Consider the following 17,120-nt stretch of genomic DNA (forward strand, 5'->3'; position numbering starts at 1 on the left):
TCCCGCTCAGCGCGTGTAGCGCTGCACGGTGCTGGAGTTGATGCCGCCCGTCACCAGCACCTCTCCCGTGTGCAACAGCGTCGCGGCATGGCCCAGGGGCGAAGACAGCGTGCCCGCGGACTGCCACGCGTCCGTCGATGGATCGTACAGGGAGGCCTGTCCGCTCGAGGTCGTCACCAGCACCTCGCCCGAGTAGAGCAGCGTCGCGCTGACGGCCGAGGCCCCGCCCGGCAGGGTGGGGCCGGGGAGCCAGACGAGGCCGCTGTACGGATCATAGAAGTCGACCGCGTCGTGGCCTCCACCGAGGATCATCACCCTGCCCGAGTAGAGCTGGACGGCGAGGTGGCCGGTGCGTGCCCGCGGCATGTCCGGCGCGAACGACCAGCTGTTCGTGGCCGGGTCATACAACTGCGCGTCCTTTTGCGGCTGTGAGTCGAGGTCACCACCCGTGACCAGCACCTTGCCCGAGTAGAGCAGCGTCGCGGTGTGCTTGCGGCGAGGAGTGAAGATGGAGGGCCCCGCGCTCCACTCGTTCGTGTCCGGGTCGTACAGCTCCACGGAGCGCGTCTCCGCGGAGCTGTTCGTCCAGAAGTTGGTGGTGGTGCCAGCCACCACCAGCACCTTGCCCGAGGGGAGCAGGGTCGCGGTGTGGGCGCTGCGCCCCTCGTTCATGCTGTCCGCGTACGACCACGTGCCCGTGGCCGGGTCGAACACCTCCGCAGCGGAGCTGTGGTAGGTCGGGGCCCTGCCGAGCCACCCACCCGCCACCAGCACCTTGCCCGAGGGGAGCAGGGTCGCGGTGTGGCGCCTGATGTGCCGGGCTCCGAGCGGGGGCGTGGGCGTCGAGACGTGGATGTACGGGTTGTACACCTCCGCCGTCTTGCCGTCCGTGGTGCCGCCCACCACCAGCACCTCGCCCGACTCGAGGACGGTCGCGGTGTGCTCGGAGCGCGCTTCGGTCAGGTTGCCGTCGGTGCTCCAGGAGCCCGCCTGCTCCTGGAGCGGGGTCTCCGAGACCACGATGTTGGGCGCCGTGGTGCTGGTGAAGAAGTCCGGGTACGTCGCGACGTAGTACTGGCCACCAAAGGTCTCCTCCGAGAGGAATCTGCCGCCCTTCTCGCCCTTGACCTTCAGGGTGGTGCCATCGCTCAGGAGAGACAGCGACCCTCTGACGTAGCTGGCACTGCGCTCTCCGTACGACTGGAGGGCCTCGGAGCGCACCACCGCCAGGGTGTCCGGCGCCAGGTGCCGGATCTCCAGCCATGAGCCCGAGGTGCCGCTCGGCGAGTACCGGTTCGTGTAGCTGACGGCGACCCCCAAGTCATTGGCCACGAGGGAGAGCTGGGGAGGGTCGTACGCGCCCTCGAGCTCCACGCTGCCCGCGCCCCACGGGCACGAGGCCGAGGCCTGCCGGGTGATGACGGGCACGTACGTGGGCGGGAAGGGCGGGACGACCTCCTTGTACGAGACGGTGAAGGTGCACCCGCGCGAGACCCCGGAGGTCAGCGCGGCGGCGCTCGTGACGAGCTTGCTCGAGTCTTCTGCGGTGGGCTCGCTACAGGCCGGCATCAGGAGGGCAATGGCGAGGGAGGAGACGAGTTTCACGGTTCTCATGCGGTGTGGATCCTGTCGGGATGCCGCGCGAACGGTTTCCTGAGCAGCCGCCGCCATCATTCCGCTTTTCTCGATATCCTGTCTGTTTGTATTTTTCCTGATGAGCTGGATTCCAATCCCTCTCTTTTGCGCGCGCAACCCGTGAGGAGCGCGTGAAGCGTTGGTTTGTTTGACGCGTCGACGGTTGTGCGCGGAATATTGATGAAGTCACAAGAAGATTTCATCAGGACTGGCTTGCAACCCTTTGTCATCTTGCGTAATATTTCCCTCTCGTTTCCTGAGGTTCGAGAGAAAGGCCGGATGTCGTAAGTCAGACATCCGACGGGTGTCAATCCATACACCTCTTTCGAGAAATCCGTCTCGAATGAGGACACCCCCCGCTCTTGGTCGGAACCCCCTGAAATCAATTGCTTGCATGAAGTGGATGTAAAGCCTGGATACATCCGGGCTTATGTCCGCTGCGACACCGGCACTCCAGGGCGAAGTCGGGAGCATGCGGGTACGGAGGAGTTTCAGGGGTTTCTGGGCTTGGCTCGATCCCTGCTTCATGTCCTGGCGTCCGACGGCATGGCGCCGTCGGCACAGGAGGCGTTTCCCCCAGTGTTCCGTACGCGTTTCCTCGCTGCTGCGCTTCTCGCCCTCCCCCTCGCCGCGTGCGAGGTCGACAATTCCCAACTCCCCGAGGGCGCCCAGAAGTTCGACGACGCCGAGTCGCTCGGAGACGTCCAGGCCGCGCTCGCCGCGCTGCCCTCCGCCCGGGTCGTTGGCGCGGATGAGAAGGACTTCCCCTTCATGATCAGCGGCAACCTGGGCTCGGCCAGCGAGTCCGTGCAGGGCCTCGCGGCCGGTGACTCGCACGGCCGTGTGAGCAAGGCGCTTCCCGGCATCGCCGCCGTGTTCCGTCTGGATGCCTCCAACCTGGTGGCGAAGCGCTCCAAGGTGGACGAGCAGGGCGTCACGCACATCCGCTATGGCCAGATGAAGAACGGCCTGCCGGTGGTGAACGAGGAGCTCATCGTCCACGTGGCGCCCAACGGCACCATCACCGCGGCCAACGGAACGGCGCGCGATGGGGAGATCGTCTCCGCCAAGGCCTCCATCTCCGCCGAGGCCGCCGAGTTCGCCGCGCTGGACAACACCTCGGGCAGCCACCTGGACATCGAGGGCTCGCGCCTGGTGTACATCCGCTCCAGCCAGGACAACCGGCTGAAGCTGGCCTACGAGGTGACGGTGTCGGGTGAGGGCGAGGACCTGCCCATCCGCGACCTCGTCTACGTGAGCGCGCTGGACGGCTCCATCCTGGAGCGTCACTCGAAGATCCACACGGCGCTCAACCGCAAGGTGTACTCGGCCAACAACGGCTCGAGCACGCCGGGTACCCTCAAGCGCTCCGAGGGCCAGGCCGCCACGGGCGACGCCCACGTCGACGGCAACTACGACAAGCTGGGTGGCACGTACAACTGCTACAAGAACAACTTCAACCGCGACTCGTTCAACAACAAGGGCGCCACGCTCATCAGCACCGTTCACTACAGCCGCAACTACGTGAACGCGTACTGGGACGGCACCCAGATGGTGTATGGCGATGGCGACGGCGTGAACTCGGGCATGCTCGGCCTGTCCGCGGACGTGACCACGCACGAGCTCACCCACGCGGTGACCTCGAGCGAGTCCAACCTCACCTACTCGGGTGAGTCCGGCGGCCTCAACGAGGCGATGAGCGACATCTTCGGCGCCTACTGCGAGAGCTACGACTCGGGCACCTGGGCCACCACCAACGCGGTGTTCATGGTCGGCGACGACATCTGGACGCCCGCCACCTCCGGTGACGCGCTCCGCTACATGTACGACCCGGCCAAGGACGGCAAGTCGCTCGACTACTGGACGAGCAGCTCTGGCAGCGTGGACGTGCACTACAGCTCGGGTATCGCCAACCTGGCCTTCACCCTGCTGTCCAGGGGCGGCACGCACCCGCGCGGCAAGAGCACCGTCAACGTGACGGGCATCGGCGTGCAGAAGGCCGGCGCCATCTTCTACAAGGCGAACACGGACTTCTTCACCGCCTCCACCAAGTACGCCCAGGCGAAGACGTACACCGAGCAGGCCGCGACGGCGCTCGGCTACTCCGAGGCGGACGTCGCGTCCGTGACGGCGGCCTGGGCCGCGGTGGGCGTGGGCAGCACCACGACGCCTCCCACGGGTGGCACGGCGCTGACCAATGGCACGGCGGTCACGGGCCTCTCCGGCGCCGCCAGCTCCGCCGCCTACTACTACCTGGACGTGCCGGCCAGCAAGGCGTCCACCTTCGCCATCAGCGGTGGCTCGGGTGACGCGGACCTGTACGTGAAGGCCGGCTCGCAGCCGACCACGAGCTCGTACGACTGCCGTCCGTACAAGACCGGCAACGCCGAGTCGTGCAGCATCGCCGCGAAGACCTCGGCCACCCGTATCTACGTGATGGTGCGCGGCTACAGCGCCTACTCCGGTCTCTCGCTCAAGGGCTCCTACTGAGCACCCTGAAGCCGGGCACGTCGTGAGTTGAACGGGGCCCCTGGGAGGCATGCCTCCCGGGGGCTTCGTTTTGGGCGGGCCATTCCCCACAAGCCCCCGACCTGCGGTATGTGGGGGGGCATGGCGATCGAGACAGAATCGGGAGTGACGCTCCCCTTCGACCGGTTCTGGGACTGGCTCCTGGACCACACCAACTGCATCCTCAGCCTCGGCACCGAGGAGTCCTGGCTCTACGATGCCGAGGCGCTCCACTGGGTCCTCTTCGCCGAGGAGAGCGGCACGCCCGTGGTGCAGCTCATCCTGGGCAAGCGCCTGGTAGGCGAGATGGTGCTCGACACCTCCGACCTGCTCCAGGTGCAGGTGACGCCCGACCCGGACAACGTGGAGCGCGGCTACTTCCTCTTCAAGCTCGTGGGCGGCCTCAAGTCGGCGCCCCGTGTGCGCTACACCTTCCAGCTCGCCCACGGGCTGGAGAACCTGCCCACCACGCCTCACGTGGCGGGAGGGCTGAAGCACTGAGCCGTCCCGGGGAGGCCCGGCGCCACCGGGCCTCCCGCGTGGGACGGGGGCTCAGGCCTTCTTCGAGGGCTTGTTGATGTCCGCGAAGAAGTCGTTGCCCTTGTCGTCCACGACGATGAAGGCGGGGAAGTCCACCACGTCGATCTTCCAGACGGCCTCCATGCCGAGCTCCGGGTACTCGAGCACCTCGACCTTCTTGATGCAGTCCTTGGCGAGCCGGGCCGCCGGGCCGCCGATGGAGCCCAGGTAGAAGCCGCCGTGCTTCTTGCAGGCCTCGGTGACGGCCGACGAGCGGTTGCCCTTGGCCAGCATCACGAAGCTGCCGCCCTGCGCCTGGAACTGGTCCACGTAGGCGTCCATGCGGCCCGCCGTCGTGGGGCCGAACGAGCCGGACGCATAGCCCTCGGGCGTCTTCGCCGGGCCCGCGTAGTAGACCATGTAGTCCTTGAGGTACTGCGGCATGCCCTCGCCGCGGTCCAGGCGCTCCTTGATTTTCGCGTGGGCGATGTCGCGCGCCACCACCATGGGGCCCGTGAGCGACAGGCGCGTCTTGATGGGGTAGCGCGACAGCTCGGCGCGGATGTCGGCCATGGGGCGGTTCAGGTCGATCTTCACCACGTCGCCCGACAGGTCCGTGTCCTTCGTCTCCGGCAGGTACTTCGCCGGGTCCGTCTCGAGCTGCTCGAGGAAGACGCCGTCCCTGGTGATTTTGCCGAGCGCCTGGCGGTCGGCCGAGCAGGACACGGCGATGGCCACGGGGCACGAGGCGCCATGGCGGGGCAGGCGGATGACGCGCACGTCATGGCAGAAGTACTTGCCGCCGAACTGGGCGCCGATGCCGGTGCGCTGGGTGAGCTTGAGGACCTCCTGCTCCAGGGCCACGTCGCGGAAGCCGCGGCCGAGCGAGTTGCCCTCGGTGGGCAGCGTGTCCAGGTAGCGCGCCGAGGCGTACTTGGCCGTCTTGAGCGCGAACTCGGCGGAGGTGCCGCCCACCACGATGGCCAGGTGGTACGGCGGGCAGGCCGCGGTGCCCAGCGAACGGATCTTCGACTCGAGGAAGGTCAGGAGGCTCTGCGGGTTGAGGACCGCCTTCGTCTCCTGGAAGAGGTAGCTCTTGTTGGCCGAGCCACCGCCCTTGGCCATGAAGAGGAACTTGTAGGCGTCGCCGTCGGTGGCGTAGAGCTCGATTTGAGCAGGGAGGTTGTTGTTGGTGTTGACCTCCTTGTACATGTCGAGCGGGGCCATCTGCGAGTAGCGCAGGTTGGCGGTGCGGTACGTGTCGAACACGCCGCGCGAGATGGCCGCCTCGTCGCCCCCGCCCGTCATCACATACTGGCCCTTCTTGCCCATGACGATGGCGGTGCCGGTGTCCTGGCAGGAGGGCAGCACGCCACCGGCGGCGATGTTGGCGTTCTTGAGCAGCTCGAGCGCCACGAAGCGATCGTTGGACGAGGCCTCGGGGTCCTCGAGGATGTTGGCGAGCTGTTTCAGGTGGCCGGGCCGCAACAGGTGGGAGATGTCCCGCATGGCCTCGCGGGTGAGGAGCGTGAGCGCCTCGGGAGCGACCTGGAGGAAGGTCTTCCCGCCGGCCTCGAAGGTGGAGACGTGATCCTTCGTGAGCAGCCGGTAGGGCGTCTCGTCCTTGCCGAGCGGCAGCATGTCCTGGAACTGGAAGTCGTTCATCGTGGCCTTCTCCAACGGTTGGCTGGACCTGGACCGGCGAGTCTGGGTCCCCATTCCCCGATTGTCAGCAGGGAGCTGTCCGTCCGGGGAGTCTGCCTGGAACAGGCCGAAAACCTACCCTCATGTGAGCGACGAGCGATTGTAGGGGGGCGCCGCCCGGATGCCCTGGGGGCGGGCGGGAGGTGACGCGCTGGACAGCGCTTCCGGGGGTGCCATCCTGTGGCGCCCATGACCGCCCCCGTCGTTCCCTGCTCGGCCATCTACCTCGACGCCGAGGACACGCTGGTGTCCGGCGCCGACACGCGCATCCCCCCGGAGCGGATGGTGGCGCGAATCCGGGAGCTCGCGCGAAGGGGAGGGGGCCTGTACCTGTGGAGCCGGCACGGGGCCGAGCACGCCCGGAAGGTGGCGGCGGGGCTGGGGCTCGAGGACTGCTTCCGGGCCTTCCTGCCCAAGCCGGAGGTGCTCATCGACGCCGAGGCGCTGGAGGACTGGAGCATCTCGGAGATTCCGGCGGTGGCCTTCGGTTCCGTGAGGTTGGAGGACATCCTGCGAACGCCGCGGGTGCTCCCTCTCCCTTTGGGAGAGGGCGGGGGGTGAGGGTAGTCGTCACCCGGGTTTCACCCCTGGGTCCTCCAGTTCGCGCATTCCGTTACACGGGGAGGGAATACGGGAGGGAAATACCCTCACCCTAGCCCTCTCTTAGTGGGAGAAAAAACGGTTCTCCAAGAGTTTCGGGCACTTAGACCGAATTGATGGGGGGTCAAAAACCATCAATTCGGGTCTTCTCTGGCGCTCGCAGCTACATTCTCCACTACACGGGGCCCGCACTAGAAGTGAGCCCGCCTTATTCACGAGAGGTGCAGGAGGATGACCGGAAAAGGAGGGTGACGCGCCTGACCTCCCGAGTGGTAGAGGGGTGTTGTTCAGACATCCACCACCACAAGGCAGGAGGCGCGTCATGGGTGAAATCCTCAACGACTTCGGGCTGGAGTTCAACGGCTCCGTGAAGCTGGAGGCGAGGGCGGAGCGGTTGACGTCGGAGGCAGGGGCGGTGCTGCTGAGGGAGGTGGACGAGCGGTTGGGGCTGACGCGCTGGCTGGGGGAGATGTTGACGGACACGCGAGACGAGAAGCGGATAACCCACTCGCTGAGGGAGTTGGTGCGCACGGACCTTCTGCTGTTGGGGCAAGGGTGGAGAGACCACGACGACGCGGACGCGCTCAGGAGGGACGCGGCGTTGAGGTTGGCGGTGTCGGACAGCAAGAGCAGCGTGCCGCTGAGGGGGAAAGAGGGGGGAGCGGAGGGGTTGGCCTCACAGCCCACCTTGTCGCGGCTGACGGCCATGTTGGCGCGAGAGGAAAACCGGAAGGTGCTGCACGAGGCGCTGGTGTGGCAGACGGGGCGGAGGCTGAGGGCGCAGCAGCCCAAGGGCCAGAAGCTCAAGCAGGTGACGGTGGACGTGGACGGGTTGCCGGTGGAGGTGCATGGGCACCAGGAGGGCAGCGCGTACAACGGGCACTACGGAGTACGCATGTACCACCCGATTGTCGCCAGTCTGGCCGAGACGGGAGACCTGTTGGACGTGAGGTTGCGCGAGGGAAACGTGCACAGCGCCAATGGAGCGCTGGAATTCATCGACGAGTTGCTGGGGCGAGTGGAGAAGGAGGTGTGTGAGGTGGCGGCGGTGCGCTTCGACGCGGGCTTTCCCGAGGAGAAGCTGCTGGCGAAGCTGGAGGAGCGAGGCACGCCCTACGTGGCGCGCGTGCGCAACACCAGCGTGTTGCAGCGGGAGGCGGCGCTGCCGCGCTTCATGAATTCGGGAGTGCCGCTGGGGGAGCCGGGCACCCACCTGTACGAATGGGAGTACCAGGCGCAGGGCTGGAGCCGTGCGCGGCGCGTGGTGTTGGTAGTGCTGGAGAGAAAGGACGAGCTCTTCCCGCACGCCTTCTGAGATGCCGGCGCAGGCGCTGCTGGAGCACTACCGCCAACGCGGCACGGCGGAGGGCCACTTCGCAGAGCTCATGGACGTGCTGGCCCCGGCGCTCTCCTCGGCCAGACGGCCCAAGTCCAAGTACCGGGGGCAGCCGCCCGTCCAGCGCTCGGTGTCCATCGACGCCTTCGCCAACAACGAGGTACGCCTGTTGCTCAATGCCCTGGCCTACAACCTGGTGCACGCCGCGCGCGTGCTGATGGAGCAGGCCACGGGCGAGGGCTGGGGGCTGCGCCGTGTGCGCGAGCGGGTGCTCAAAGTAGCCGCGCGGGTGCTGTTACACGCCAGAAGAGTGGTGCTGGTCATTGGCCGGGAGTCGGCCAGCCTCTGGCAGAAGCTGTGGACGAAGCTGGGCTCGCTGAGCACAGCGCACATTACGTAGCTGCCTGGAGTCAATTGCAGCTCACGTGTCGCACTCTCCCCACTCCCCACTCCCCACTCCCCTCTCCATCTCCTCCTGCTTGCTACCCGCTGCCACGGGGCGGGCTTCCTCTGCCTTGTGCCCGATAACTCAACCCAACGCGCTCGACCTCAGCCCTCATGCATGTCTTGAGCCAGTCGTCGCGAATATGGTGGGTTCAAATCTCCCAGATGTGCTTCGGTCCACCTTGTCTTACATATCTAGAATAGAGCCGCCATTCCAGATGAAAGACCTCATTTTAGCGGCACCTTTTGGCGAGTCTCTGCGTTCAGCGGTCACTACTTCGGGGGCGGACTGTCGAGGCCCCGTAGCTGTTCCTCGGCCATCCGGCGGTACTGCGGCACGATCTCCACGGCCAGTACGTCACGCATCTGCTGGCGGGCACCTTCGAGATCCCCAGCGTCCCGGAGGCTCGTCATCCGGAACAGAGCGCGTGTGATCCGCTTCTGGCCGTCCCGTAAGCGAGAGAGAATCATCCCCATGAGTGCCTCGGCGCCTTCCGAGCTCTTGAGTGCGTCTTCCGTCTCGGCCACGCTAACGGCTGCTGTGGGGGCCATCCGACGCAGAAGGGCGCGCACGTCGTCGGTGAGTTCCAGGACGTGTCCCTGCTGAACGCGCTGGTAGAGGGCGGTGAGCTGCGGCCGGTCATTCAGGTTCGGATTGATTTGCCCGGTTGTGCGTACCTCCGCCAACCCGGCTAGCTTCTCTAGGGCAATTTCGGCCTGTTCTCGGTAGAAGGGGACGACCTCCACGGCGAGCACGTCACGCATGAACTGCTGTGCCCCGGTGAGATCGCCCGCGTCCCGAAGTTCATAGGCCCGGATTTGAGCACGGCTCAGCCGCGCCGAACCATCAGAGATGCGCCGTCGGACTTCCTGTAGCAGCGTCGTAGCGGTGGACAAGCTGCGGAGGGCGCTCTCTGCATCCTCATCGCTGATGGCCACCTCGCGGGCGCTTCGCAGCAATAGAGCGCGCGTCTCATCGGTGAGTTCTAGGGGCTCACCTTGCTCTAGGACCCGTTTGGCCAGTGCCCGAATAGGGTCCCAATCAATCTTCTTGTCGGACATTGCCGCTCCTACTTCTCCCGGGGATCAGGGCACCTATCTCTCGGCCATTCGTGCTGGCCCTCGCAATACCGCAGGCAATCGTAGCAGGGCCCGTCCCAGCCTTCGTCGGCGCACAGGACGAACTTCTTTATGCAGATCTGCTTCCACTCCGGAAGGTCTTTGTTGTTCTCGAACTCCTCGTCGTCGATTCTCAGCGAAATGTCCCGTAGGACCCGGAGCTCGTCCGAGCGGCTGGCGGTGCAACTCTCCATGGCGGTCAACGGGTACTTCTTGATGCAGCAGTCAACCGTGGACTCTCCCGGTCGGCACGCGATGGCTGCCGCACAGCCTGAAACGAGCCCACCCACCAGCACGGCTACCCAGAGGCGCGGGGTGCAATTCAGGTTTTCCATGCCTCTGATGTTAGGCCAGTTAAGCAGGGAGCTCCAGCCGGGGACAGAGCGTGACGGGCTGGCCGCCGCTAACCCGTTCTGGTAGGTTGGCCCGCGCTATGCGGAACTTCTTACCTCCCCGGTCTGCCCTTCTTCTCGCCCTCCTGGCGTCCGTTGCGATGGCCAGGGAACGCGAGCCCAGGTCTCGGAGCCTCTTCCTTTCGGACGAGTCGCGGGACGAAGTACAACGGGTATACGGGCACAAGGCAGAGGAAGCCCGCCCCGTGGCAGCGGGTAGCAAGCAGGAGGAGATGGAGAGGGGAGTGGGGAGAGTGCGACACGTGAGCTGCAATTGACTCCAGGCAGCTACGTAATGTGCGCTGTGCTCAGCGAGCCCAGCTTCGTCCACAGCTTCTGCCAGAGGCTGGCCGACTCCCGGCCAATGACCAGCACCACTCTTCTGGCGTGTAACAGCACCCGCGCGGCTACTTTGAGCACCCGCTCGCGCACACGGCGCAGCCCCCAGCCCTCGCCCGTGGCCTGCTCCATCAGCACGCGCGCGGCGTGCACCAGGTTGTAGGCCAGGGCATTGAGCAACAGGCGTACCTCGTTGTTGGCGAAGGCGTCGATGGACACCGAGCGCTGGACGGGCGGCTGCCCCCGGTACTTGGACTTGGGCCGTCTGGCCGAGGAGAGCGCCGGGGCCAGCACGTCCATGAGCTCTGCGAAGTGGCCCTCCGCCGTGCCGCGTTGGCGGTAGTGCTCCAGCAGCGCCTGCGCCGGCATCTGCTCCTTCCTCCAGCTCGTCACCAGCCAGAAGGCGTGCGGGAAGAGCTCGTCCTTCCTCTCCAGCACTACCAACACCACGCGCCGCGCACGGCTCCAGCCCTGCGCCTGGTACTCCCATTCGTACAGGTGGGTGCCCGGCTCCCCCAGCGGCACTCCCGAATTCATGAAGCGCGGCAGCGCCGCCTCCCGCTGCAACACGCTGGTGTTGCGCACGCGCGCCACGTAGGGCGTGCCTCGCTCCTCCAGCTTCGCCAGCAGCTTCTCCTCGGGAAAGCCCGCGTCGAAGCGCACCGCCGCCACCTCACACACCTCCTTCTCCACTCGCCCCAGCAACTCGTCGATGAATTCCAGCGCTCCATTGGCGCTGTGCACGTTTCCCTCGCGCAACCTCACGTCCAACAGGTCTCCCGTCTCGGCGAGACTGGCGACAATCGGGTGGTACATGCGTACTCCGTAGTGCCCGTTGTACGCGCTGCCCTCCTGGTGCCCATGCACCTCCACCGGCAACCCGTCCACGTCCACCGTCACCTGCTTGAGCTTCTGGCCCTTGGGCTGCTGCGCCCTCAGCCTCCGCCCCGTCTGCCACACCAGCGCCTCGTGCAGCACCTTCCGGTTTTCCTCTCGCGCCAACATGGCCGTCAGCCGCGACAAGGTGGGCTGTGAGGCCAACCCCTCCGCTCCCCCTCTTTCCCCTCAGCGGCACGCTGCTCTTGCTGTCCGACACCGCCAACCTCAACGCCGCGTCCCTCCTGAGCGCGTCCGCGTCGTCGTGGTCTCTCCACCCTTGCCCCAACAGCAGAAGGTCCGTGCGCACCAACTCCCTCAGCGAGTGGGTTATCCGCTTCTCGTCTCGCGTGTCCGTCAACATCTCCCCCAGCCAGCGCGTCAGCCCCAACCGCTCGTCCACCTCCCTCAGCAGCACCGCCCCTGCCTCCGACGTCAACCGCTCCGCCCTCGCCTCCAGCTTCACGGAGCCGTTGAACTCCAGCCCGAAGTCGTTGAGGATTTCACCCATGACGCGCCTCCTGCCTTGTGATGGTGGATGTCTGAACAACACCCCTCTACCACTCGGGAGGTCAGGCGCGTCACCCTCCTTTTCCGGTCATCCTCCTGCACCTCTCGTGAATAAGGCGGGTTGAACTCTCTACTCTTCTTCTCTTCTTGGCAGGGTAGAGAGAGTAAGAAGAGGGTAAAGAGATATGCAGTAAGAGATAGTTAGTGGAATGATATAACAGTAAGTAGTGCTAACTGTAGTCACATGAAGAAGGGGGAAGAGACAGAGGTGATAGGCCAGCCCCGACCCAACCGGACTGGGGGCGGGCCTAGCTGCTGCCGGTGAATGGCGGCACGTCCAGCGGGCATCCCATGGGGCCAATACTCCCAGGGTCCCCCGTCTAGCTACACTCCCGAGGTTCTTTGACAGCGCAAATAGATGGCGGTAGCCGGGTTGGATGCAGTCAAAGCAGCCCAATAAATACCGCAAGCTTACCTTTGCCGACGCTCAAGCCATCCGCGCGGCAAGGGAGCAAAACCCCGCCCTCTCCCTAGCCGTTCTGGCAGCCAAGTTCGGCGTTACGCCCATGAGCGTTTCCCGGGTGCTTCGGGGGGAGGTCCACCGGAAGGAACGGGAGCGCAAACTCACCCCCCACGAGGTCCAAACCCTGCGCTACTTGGCGCGGACAGACACCTTGACCCAAGAGGGCATCTCCAAGCACTTCGGCATCTCCCAGGGCGAGGTGTCGCGCATCGTGAGGGGGGAGCTTTACGCCCACGTACCGCCCGGTACAGAGGAACAGGATCAGAAGGCCCGAAGGGAGGCGATGCTCGAAGCCATCGACCGGGCCTACGAGGCCACTTTGGCGAGTATCCCGCTCGTGGACGACGGGCCCCCCACGAGGTAAGAAGGCCCGTTCAAGCCCCCCCCGGCGCTGAGTAGCCCGGACCGGGGGGCCTTCACAGAGAGTGCATAGCGATGCGTTGGCACGGTTCGCTACAGCACCCGCTAAGCTACAGATTCACTACACAAACAATTCGCAATAGGGCCTAACCTCTCGGAATCACAGGCCCTTTCAAAAAAACTCATCGTATCCCTCTCCCGGAGGGAGAGGGGACATACTCAGTGGACCGTGTGCCGTGCGCCCAGACGGCGGAGGAACTCCTGCTCGTCCACCGTCTCGATGCCGAGCGCCCGCGCCTTGTCGTACTTGGTCGCGCCCGGATTCGCTCCGACCACCACGATGGAGGTGCTCTTCGACACGCTGGAGGTGACTCGGGCCCCGGCGGCCTCGGCCGCGTGCGTGGCCTCCTCGCGACTCATCGTCTCCAGCTCGCCGGTGATGACCACGGTCTTCCCTGACAGGGCGCCCGAGGTGTCTGTTCCGCGCGCCGGAGCCTCCGCGCGCAGCTGGACGCCCGCGCGCCGCAGCTTCTCGATGAGCCGCACGTTCTCCGGCTCATCGAGCCAGCTGTGCAGGCTCCGGGCAATCCGGGGACCGACGCCCTGCACCGTGAGGAGCTCCTCGAGCGAGGCCTGACGCAGCGCGTCCATGGAGGGGAAGGCCTGGGTGAGCAGCCGGGCGGCGAACGGCCCCACGTGCCGGATGTTGAGCCCCACGAGCAGCCGCCAGAGGGGCCGGTGCCGCGCGGCCTCGATGGCGGATAGCAGGTTGTGGACGGACTTCTCCCCGAAGTTGGGGAGCTGCCCCAACTGCTCGGCGGTGAGGAAGAAGACGTCCGCCGGGTCCTTCACCCAACCGCGCTCCAGCAGTTGGGTGCCGGTGACATACCCGAGGTGCTCGATGTCCATGGCGCCGCGCGAGGCGAAGTGGAAGAGCCACTCGATGGCCTGGGACGGGCAGCCCACGCGGTTGGGACAGCGCCAGTCGGCCTCACCCTCCTCGCGCACGAGCTTCGTTCCGCACGAGGGGCACTTCTTCGGGAAACGCCAGGGGCGCGCGTCGGGCGGGCGCTTGGAGGGCACGGGGCCGACGACCTCGGGGATGACCTCGCCGGCGCGCCGGACGATGACGGTGTCCCCCTCGCGTACGTCCCGGCGGTGCACCTCCTCCTCGTTGTGGAGCGTGGCGTACGTCACCGTGGCGCCGCCCACCCGCACCGGCTCCAACACGGCGAACGGCGTCACCTTGCCCGTCCGGCCCGTGTTCACCGCGATGTTCTTCACGCGGGTGGTCCGCTCCTCCGGCGGGAACTTGAAGGCGATGGCCCAGCGCGGCGCCTTGCTCGTCTCCCCGAGCTCCCGCTGCAGCTCCAGCGAGTCCACCTTCACCACGGCGCCGTCGATCTCATAGTCCACGTCGTGGCGATGCTCCCGCCAGTGCGCGCAGAAGGCCTGCACCTGCTTCAGGGTGCGCACCTTCTTCAGCTCCGGATTCACCGGCAGGCCCATGCGCTCGAGCCAGGCGAGTGACTCGGAGTGTCGCGAGAAGGTGACGCCCTCGGCGTACCCCAGCGCGTAGCACCACAGCCGCAGGGGCCTCGAGGCCGTCACCGCCGGGTCCTTCTGCCGGATGCTCCCCGCCGCGCCGTTGCGAGGGTTGGCGAAGGGCCGCTCGCCGCGCGCGGTCAGCTCCTGGTTGAGGCGCTCGAAGGCCTTCACGGGCAGATGGATTTCGCCCCGCACCTCCAGCACGCGGGGGACCTGTCCGCCGCGCAGGCGCATCGGCACCGAGCGCATGGTGCGGACGTTTGCGGTGATGTCCTCGCCGACGAAGCCATCACCCCGGGTCGCCGCCCGCACCAGGACGCCGTTCTCATAGAGGAGGGAGACGGCCAGCCCGTCGATCTTCAATTCACAGACGTAGTCCGCCCCCGCGCCGATGCGCCGCTCCACGCGCGCGGCCCAGGCGGCGAGTTCCTCGTCGGAGAAGGCGTTGTCGAGCGAGCGCATCGGCAGCCGGTGCTCGACGGGGGCGAACAGCTCGCCGGGCCTGCCGCCCACGCGCTGGGTGGGGCTGTCCGGGGTGACGAGCTCGGGGAACTCCGCCTCGAGCTGGCGCAGCTCACGGACCAGTGCGTCATACTCGGCGTCCGTCACCTCCGGACTGTCGAGCACGTAGTACCGGTAGTCGTGGGTGTTGATGAGGTCGCGCAGCTCCTCGACCCGGCGCTGGGCCACCTCGCGCCGCCGCTCGTCCCCGCGCAGGGGGGGTGTTCCCGTGGGAAGCTCAGGTTGCATGTGCCTACCCGACCTTCCTTCAAACTAGGCCGCGTCCGCGTTCTGGGCACCTGACGCCCGCCTCCCTGCCTGGTGGGCACGAAGAAGAAGCGCTCGGAAGGGGTGCCATCCGGGGGCGCCCTGGGTAGCATCCGCCGCCATGACCCGACCCTACTCGAAGTTCCTCCCGGCCCTGGCCGTCTCGGCGGGACTGGTCGCTCCCGCCGCGCTCGCCTGCACCAGCATGCTGGTCACCAGGGGCGCCTCGTCCGACGGCTCCACCTTCATCACCTACGCCGCGGACTCGCACGAGCTGTACGGCGAGCTGTACTACACCCCCGCTCGCCGCAACCCGCCCGGTGCCATGCGCGACATCATCGAGTGGGACACGGGCAAGTTCCTCGGCCGCATCAAGGAAGCCCCCATCACGTACACCGTGGTGGGCAACATGAACGAGCACCAGCTCTCCATCAGCGAGTCCACCTTCACCGGACGCAAGGAGCTGGAGGGGCCCGCCGGCATCGTCGACTACGGCTCGCTCATCTACATCGCCCTGGAGCGCGCGAAGACGGCCCGTGAGGCCATCAAGGTCATGACCGACCTGGTCGCCGAGTATGGCTATGCCTCCACCGGCGAGTCCTTCTCCATCGCCGATCCCAAGGAGGCGTGGATCCTGGAGATGATTGGCAAGGGCGCGGGTCAGAAGGGCGCGGTGTGGGTGGCCCGCCGGCTGCCCGACGGGTACATCTCGGCGCACGCCAACCAGGCGCGCATCCGCCAGTTCCCGCTCAACGACGCGGACAACGCCCTCTACTCCAAGGACGTCATCTCCTTCGCGCGCGGGAAGGGCTGGTTCAAGGGCGCGGACAAGGACTTCAGCTTCGCGGACACCTACCACCCGCTCGACTTCGAGGGGACGCGCTTCGCCGAGGCACGCGTGTGGAGCATCCTCCGCCGAGCGGCGCCGTCGGCGAAGCTGGGCGCGGACTACGTGGATGGCTCGGCCCCCGACAAGCGCCTGCCCCTGTGGGTGAAGCCGGACCAGAAGCTGGCCGTGCAGGACGTGATGGGGCTGATGCGTGACCACTTCGAGGGCACGCCGCTGGACATGACGAAGGACGTGGGCGCCGGGCCGTATGCCGTGCCCTACCGCTGGCGCCCGATGACGTGGGAGGTGGACGGCAAGAAGTACCTCCACGAGCGCGCCATCTCCACGCAGCAGACGGGCTTCTCCTTCGTGGCGCAGATGCGCTCCTGGATGCCGGGCCCCATTGGCGGCGTGCTCTGGTTCGGCGTGGATGACACGTTCACCACCGTGTACACGCCCATGTACGCGGGCATCCGGACCGCCCCGAAGAATTTCGCCACGGGCGTGGCCAGCCGCGGCGAGTTCTCCTGGGACTCGTCCTTCTGGGTGTTCAACTGGGTGTCCAACCAGGCCTACGCGCGCTGGAGCGACATGATCGTCGACGTCCAGAAGGCGCAGGGCGAGCTGGAGGGCCAGTTCCTCGCCGACCAGGCCGACATCGAGAAGGCCGCGCTGGAGCTGTACAAGACCTCGCCCGAGCAGGCGCGCTCCTACCTCACCGAGTACTCGACGCGGCAGGGGGACAAGGTGCACGGCCGCTGGCGCAAGCTGGGCGAGCAGCTGCTCGTGAAGTACATCGACGGCAACGTACGCGACGAGATGGGCAAGGTGAACCATCCCAAGTACCCGGACTCCTGGTACCGGCACATCGTGCGGGACACGGGCTCGCGCCTGGCGCTCCCCGCCGAGCCGAAGCCCGCCGAGCCGAAGCCCGCCGAGGTGAAGCCGGGGCAGAAGGCCGAGCAGAAGCCCTCGGTCGCGCCGGCCCCGTGAGGCGGTGAAGGTCCCCGGGTGCGGAGTGGCTCCGCGCCTGGGGGGCAGGGGGCCAGGGAATCGTCAAACTCCTTGGCCCGTCGGGCGCGCCAGTCGAGACTCACGTCGGGGATGCGC

Annotated in this window: 13 protein-coding genes and 1 pseudogene; 7 read left to right on the top strand and 7 right to left on the bottom strand. The window is 66.6% G+C overall.

Features of this window, described 5'->3' with window-relative positions; genetic code table 11:
* Positions 1 to 6: 6 nt before the first annotated feature.
* The gene (locus tag JQX13_RS18325) at positions 7 to 1,614 is read right to left on the bottom strand and encodes a Kelch repeat-containing protein (RefSeq protein ID WP_239014851.1); all 1,608 of its coding nucleotides are present in this window, start codon (positions 1,612 to 1,614) and stop codon (positions 7 to 9) included.
* Between the two features lie 600 nt (positions 1,615 to 2,214).
* Here JQX13_RS18325 and JQX13_RS18330 point away from each other — a divergent pair.
* Positions 2,215 to 4,125, top strand: a complete 1,911-nt coding sequence (locus JQX13_RS18330) for a M4 family metallopeptidase (RefSeq protein WP_203410267.1) — start codon at positions 2,215 to 2,217, stop codon at positions 4,123 to 4,125.
* A gap of 120 nt (positions 4,126 to 4,245) precedes the next feature.
* Positions 4,246 to 4,644: a hypothetical protein gene (locus tag JQX13_RS18335; RefSeq protein WP_203410268.1), complete on the top strand. Its 399-nt coding sequence runs from the start codon at positions 4,246 to 4,248 to the stop codon at positions 4,642 to 4,644.
* Positions 4,645 to 4,695: 51 nt separating this feature from the next.
* Here the strand turns inward: JQX13_RS18335 and JQX13_RS18340 are convergent, their stop codons facing one another.
* The gene (locus JQX13_RS18340; RefSeq protein ID WP_203410269.1) at positions 4,696 to 6,327 is read right to left on the bottom strand and encodes a fumarate hydratase; all 1,632 of its coding nucleotides are present in this window, start codon (positions 6,325 to 6,327) and stop codon (positions 4,696 to 4,698) included.
* Between the two features lie 228 nt (positions 6,328 to 6,555).
* Between JQX13_RS18340 and JQX13_RS18345 the strand changes: the two genes are divergently transcribed.
* From JQX13_RS18345 to JQX13_RS18355, 3 genes are all read left to right on the top strand, one after another.
* Positions 6,556 to 6,927, top strand: a complete 372-nt coding sequence (locus tag JQX13_RS18345) for a hypothetical protein (protein WP_203410270.1) — start codon at positions 6,556 to 6,558, stop codon at positions 6,925 to 6,927.
* Positions 6,928 to 7,288: 361 nt separating this feature from the next.
* The gene (locus JQX13_RS18350) at positions 7,289 to 8,281 is read left to right on the top strand and encodes an IS1380 family transposase (protein WP_203410271.1); all 993 of its coding nucleotides are present in this window, start codon (positions 7,289 to 7,291) and stop codon (positions 8,279 to 8,281) included.
* Between the two features lies 1 nt (position 8,282).
* A complete protein-coding gene (locus JQX13_RS18355; protein ID WP_203410272.1) occupies positions 8,283 to 8,702 on the top strand; it encodes a transposase in 420 nt (139 codons plus the stop codon).
* 317 nt (positions 8,703 to 9,019) lie between these two features.
* Here the strand turns inward: JQX13_RS18355 and JQX13_RS18360 are convergent, their stop codons facing one another.
* From JQX13_RS18360 to JQX13_RS56340, 4 genes and pseudogenes are all read right to left on the bottom strand, one after another.
* The gene (locus JQX13_RS18360; protein ID WP_203410273.1) at positions 9,020 to 9,808 is read right to left on the bottom strand and encodes a DUSAM domain-containing protein; all 789 of its coding nucleotides are present in this window, start codon (positions 9,806 to 9,808) and stop codon (positions 9,020 to 9,022) included.
* An 8-nt stretch (positions 9,809 to 9,816) separates the two neighbouring features.
* Positions 9,817 to 10,200, bottom strand: coding sequence for a hypothetical protein (locus JQX13_RS18365; RefSeq protein WP_203410274.1), 384 nt, complete (start codon positions 10,198 to 10,200; stop codon positions 9,817 to 9,819).
* A 345-nt stretch (positions 10,201 to 10,545) separates the two neighbouring features.
* On the bottom strand, positions 10,546 to 11,637 hold the full coding sequence (locus tag JQX13_RS18370) for an IS1380 family transposase (RefSeq protein ID WP_203410275.1): 1,092 nt from the start codon (positions 11,635 to 11,637) through the stop codon (positions 10,546 to 10,548).
* 106 nt (positions 11,638 to 11,743) lie between these two features.
* Positions 11,744 to 11,983: pseudogene (locus JQX13_RS56340) on the bottom strand (transposase); the annotation flags it as partial.
* Between the two features lie 436 nt (positions 11,984 to 12,419).
* On the opposite strand from JQX13_RS56340, the gene JQX13_RS18375 reads away from it, so the two are divergent.
* Positions 12,420 to 12,869 carry a MarR family transcriptional regulator gene (locus JQX13_RS18375; protein WP_203410276.1) on the top strand — a complete coding sequence of 150 codons (450 nt, stop codon included), beginning with the start codon at positions 12,420 to 12,422 and terminating at the stop codon, positions 12,867 to 12,869.
* 215 nt (positions 12,870 to 13,084) lie between these two features.
* Here the strand turns inward: JQX13_RS18375 and ligA are convergent, their stop codons facing one another.
* Entirely contained in the window at positions 13,085 to 15,163 is a 2,079-nt protein-coding gene (gene ligA, locus JQX13_RS18380) for an NAD-dependent DNA ligase LigA (protein ID WP_203410277.1), read from the bottom strand.
* Between the two features lie 139 nt (positions 15,164 to 15,302).
* On the opposite strand from ligA, the gene JQX13_RS18385 reads away from it, so the two are divergent.
* Positions 15,303 to 17,003, top strand: coding sequence for a dipeptidase (locus tag JQX13_RS18385; RefSeq protein WP_203410278.1), 1,701 nt, complete (start codon positions 15,303 to 15,305; stop codon positions 17,001 to 17,003).
* Positions 17,004 to 17,120: the final 117 nt, after the last annotated feature.

The sequence above is a fragment of the Archangium violaceum genome, from assembly GCF_016859125.1.
GTDB lineage: Bacteria > Myxococcota > Myxococcia > Myxococcales > Myxococcaceae > Archangium > Archangium violaceum_A.